This is a genomic window from Psychrobacter sp. 1Y11, assembly GCF_052259045.1.
Taxonomy (GTDB): domain Bacteria; phylum Pseudomonadota; class Gammaproteobacteria; order Pseudomonadales; family Moraxellaceae; genus Psychrobacter.
Map to the genome: position 1 here is coordinate 1 of NZ_JBQQER010000024.1, position 3,526 is coordinate 3,526.

Consider the following 3,526-nt stretch of genomic DNA (forward strand, 5'->3'; position numbering starts at 1 on the left):
TAACACCGTTAGAGACAGAGAAACGTTACTTTAACAAAAACCTCTTATCAGCTGTCTAAAATTAGTTGACCACTACACAGCCTCTCTAGGTTAGTTGTTATCGACATAGCGAACCTCAGCAATTAGTTCAGAGAAGGATGGGATCTTAGTAGGCTGCTGATTGCGGTATAGATTGGTTTGGTAGTCGTAGTGATGACGCTTTAGGCCTTTGATATCTAAAATGTGTTGTATGGTCAGAGGTTTATTAAATAGTGCTTGTTGCACCTGAGCCGGCATACTTCTTTTAATAGCTTCAAAAATTCTTGGGTTAATAGGATCTACATCAATTAATACATTCATAAGACAAGACCAAGCACGTCGCTCAATTTCTGCTTTCGAAAGACCCACTCTTCTAATAGAGATTTCAGTCTCATTCGTTATCAAACCTACTTTTCTAAAATCCTCAAAAAAATAATACTGCTCATCTATTTCAACGACTTCTAATAATAGTGATCTATCTGTAGAGAACGCATTAACCTCAGCTTCAAACAATTCACAGAATATCTGATAAGGATTACTGGCATATGCGTGCACTACCAAATTATCCATTACGATAATACTTTTGACGTTTCGTCTTGTTGGCTTCTTAGTGCGCTTCTTCATAATCAATGACCTATATGTCAGAGGCATATACCAAGAAAAATCAATTGCCTTTAATAGGGTAGGCACGCTAAAATAAATTTTTGGTTGTTGTCATATTACTATAAAATACTGGTGACCATAAATATATGTGATCCATAATTATACCTGCAATTCATAAATTTTTATGCGCATAAAAAAACCTAAAACCCTTTAATATAATAGGTTTCAGGTTTATACAGGCTAATATTATTTTGGTCGGCGTCCTTGCCAAGGTTGGGGTTTCTTCAGCATAGCTCAGAAAAGTGATAGTAGCTTAAAACAGGTTTAAGCCGCTTAAAATTTATACTTCTTATTAAAAATTAGAAGCAAAGCGTTCACTACTAAATGGCTGTGCATCAATAAATAATGGCTTACCACTGATCATCTCTTCAATGAGACGTCCTGTCACCGACCCAAGGGTAAGGCCTTGATGGCCATGACCAAAAGCAAACCACAAGTTATTGTGGTTCGATGCAGGTCCAATCACTGGCTTCATATCTGGCATGCAAGGTCTAGTACCGCACCACGCTTCAGACTCGGCAGCAACGTCAAGCGGTAGAACTTTTTTTGCAAAAGTAAGTACTGTTTCCAGTTGATCAAAGTCTTTTGGAGCATCTTGCATTGCTATTTCAGCACCAGTGGTAACCCTAACTCCCTGATCCATTGCACCCATAACAAAACCTTTATCAGCGTCGAATAAACTGTGCGAAAATGAGTTTTTCTCGGTGATTGCAAAATGCTGATGATAGCCACGCATAGGAAATAGAGGAATCTTATAACCTAATGGCTCAATAAGGTCGGTTGACCAAGGTCCTGCTGCAATAACTAAGTTTTGACATAAATAGGTATCGCTATTGGTAACAACCTGCCACCCCTCTTTTGTCTGTACGATATTTTTTACATCTGCCTGCTTTATTTGCCCTGCCATTTTTTCAAAGTCTTTAGCATATACTTTTACAAGCTGGCTTGGATTTTTTATCTGCCATGAGTTTTTCCAATGTATCGCTCCGGCGTACTCTGTAACGTTTACATTTGGCTCTAATTCTTTCAGATCTGCAAGTGTAAGAACTTGATACTCTACGCCTTGCGCTACCGCTTTTGCTGCGTTGCTAATAGCGCTCTCAAAGTCATAAGGGTTACGATGAAGCTCAATCCAGCCTATTTTGCGAACCAACTCGTCAGCGCCTGAAGACTGCATCATGACGTTATGCTCGTTTGTGCAATGATTAATTAAAGTAACCCACTCTTTATCAATTTGTTCAAGCTTTTTGCGACTTGAGTTTACCCAGTATTGAAATAGAGGGCGCTGAAAACCGTAGATTGTAGACCAACGGTATCGAATATCAGTACTGTTATTTGGTAGCACCCTTAGAATCTCTCTAAAACTTCTGGGAAATGGTTTAGTAGTTACCGCTTCTCTAGTGATAATACCTGCATTACCATATGAAGTTTCTTCTCCTGGTGATTTTTTATCAATTAAGAGAACTTGAGAATTGTTCTTTTGTAGATGCCAAGCTATGGAGGTTCCTACTATACCTGCACCAATGACAATGACTTGATGGCGCATATCAATACTCCTAAATGATAAGCTGACTCTGTCTATTTAAATCGGTTATTTTTGAATTATTTTTAGTAAGGTTAATAAATTGATTAGCCCTCAATCTTTATAATTCAACATACTGACCTAAACCTTCTTTTTTAGCTTCTTGCGCTATCTTTAGGGCGACTGCAGCGTCAAAGCTTGCAGCTCCAACAGACTTAAACAGTGTTACCCCTTTTTTATCTTGGTCAATGGCAATGTTTTTTGTGACTAAGTCCGCTAAATCACCCGTTAACTCTTTCCAAGTCCAGTCACAATCCTCAGCAGCATCTGCCTGAATTAAATCGCCTGCTTCATGGCGTCCACCTGCAATATCGTCAATAAAGATGTGCGAGCAGACTTCAATAATAGAATCGCTAACCTCCTTCATCTCAGACTGATAAGCACCTACCGCATTAATATGCGCATCGGTTTTGATTTGATTGATTTCAAACAAGCCTTCAGTGGCACGAGTCGCTAAGTTAATGACATCGGCATCTTTTACAGCAGTAGCAATATCTTCACAGACGTCGATGGTCACAGGCCACTCTGGATACTGATCAGCGAATTGGGTTTTAAAAGTATGAGCTCTCTTTATATCTCGATTCCACAGCATGACCGTTTTAATGTTTGGACAAACTGTAAGCACCGCATTTAGCTGCTCATAAGCCATGCCGCCGCAGCCTATTACCGTCACTTGCTGACTATCCGGCTTTGCTAGATACTTGCTAGCGATACCTGATAATGCTGCCGTACGCACTTGGGTAACGTAAACGCCATCCATAAAGGCAAGCATTTCACCAGTGTCATTGTTTGAGACACTAACCACAGCAGTAGTTGTCGGAAGACTCCGCTGTGGATTATCCGGGCAAATAGTGACCAGTTTAACGATAGTAAACTCCTCATTACCGTCAAACAGTACCGAAGGCATCGATAAGTGTGAGCCACTATTTTTATTACTGACTGTAAAAGTTGGAATAACTAAACGTTCAGGGCATTTAACCCACTCTGGATGCTGCGCCTGTAGCTTCAATAACATCTCGATTGAGTCGATAGCCATGGACATATTTAACTGATCTTTCACGGTTTTTCTGTCTAAAATTTTCATAGGGGTTTCTTAATATTTATAGGGTTGTTAGTATCTATCCTTGACGCTTTATATTGTTTATCACCCGTACCTATCATTGACAATAACAATAGAAACAGCTCTCTACTACATATCGAAAATCTTACCACGATTCATAATATTATTAGGATCAAAGACCTTTTTGACCTCGCGCAAATAGT

The 3,526-nt window shown here is 39.4% G+C and carries 4 protein-coding genes; all 4 read right to left on the reverse strand.

Annotation, left to right across the window (positions count from 1 at the left end):
* Positions 1–90: 90 nt before the first annotated feature.
* The 4 genes from ACTXGJ_RS12570 to ACTXGJ_RS12585 all read right to left on the reverse strand — a co-directional run bounded on the left by ACTXGJ_RS12570 (position 91) and on the right by ACTXGJ_RS12585 (position 3,521).
* Complete coding sequence (locus tag ACTXGJ_RS12570) at positions 91–642, reverse strand: hypothetical protein (protein ID WP_443566152.1); 552 nt, start codon at positions 640–642, stop codon at positions 91–93.
* A gap of 331 nt (positions 643–973) precedes the next feature.
* The gene (locus ACTXGJ_RS12575) at positions 974–2,227 is read right to left on the reverse strand and encodes an NAD(P)/FAD-dependent oxidoreductase (RefSeq protein ID WP_443566153.1); all 1,254 of its coding nucleotides are present in this window, start codon (positions 2,225–2,227) and stop codon (positions 974–976) included.
* 97 nt (positions 2,228–2,324) lie between these two features.
* Positions 2,325–3,347, reverse strand: coding sequence for an ornithine cyclodeaminase family protein (locus ACTXGJ_RS12580; RefSeq protein WP_439243450.1), 1,023 nt, complete (start codon positions 3,345–3,347; stop codon positions 2,325–2,327).
* Between the two features lie 105 nt (positions 3,348–3,452).
* A complete protein-coding gene (locus ACTXGJ_RS12585; protein WP_439243480.1) occupies positions 3,453–3,521 on the reverse strand; it encodes an FAD-linked oxidase C-terminal domain-containing protein in 69 nt (22 codons plus the stop codon).
* Between the last annotated feature and the right edge of the window lie 5 nt (positions 3,522–3,526).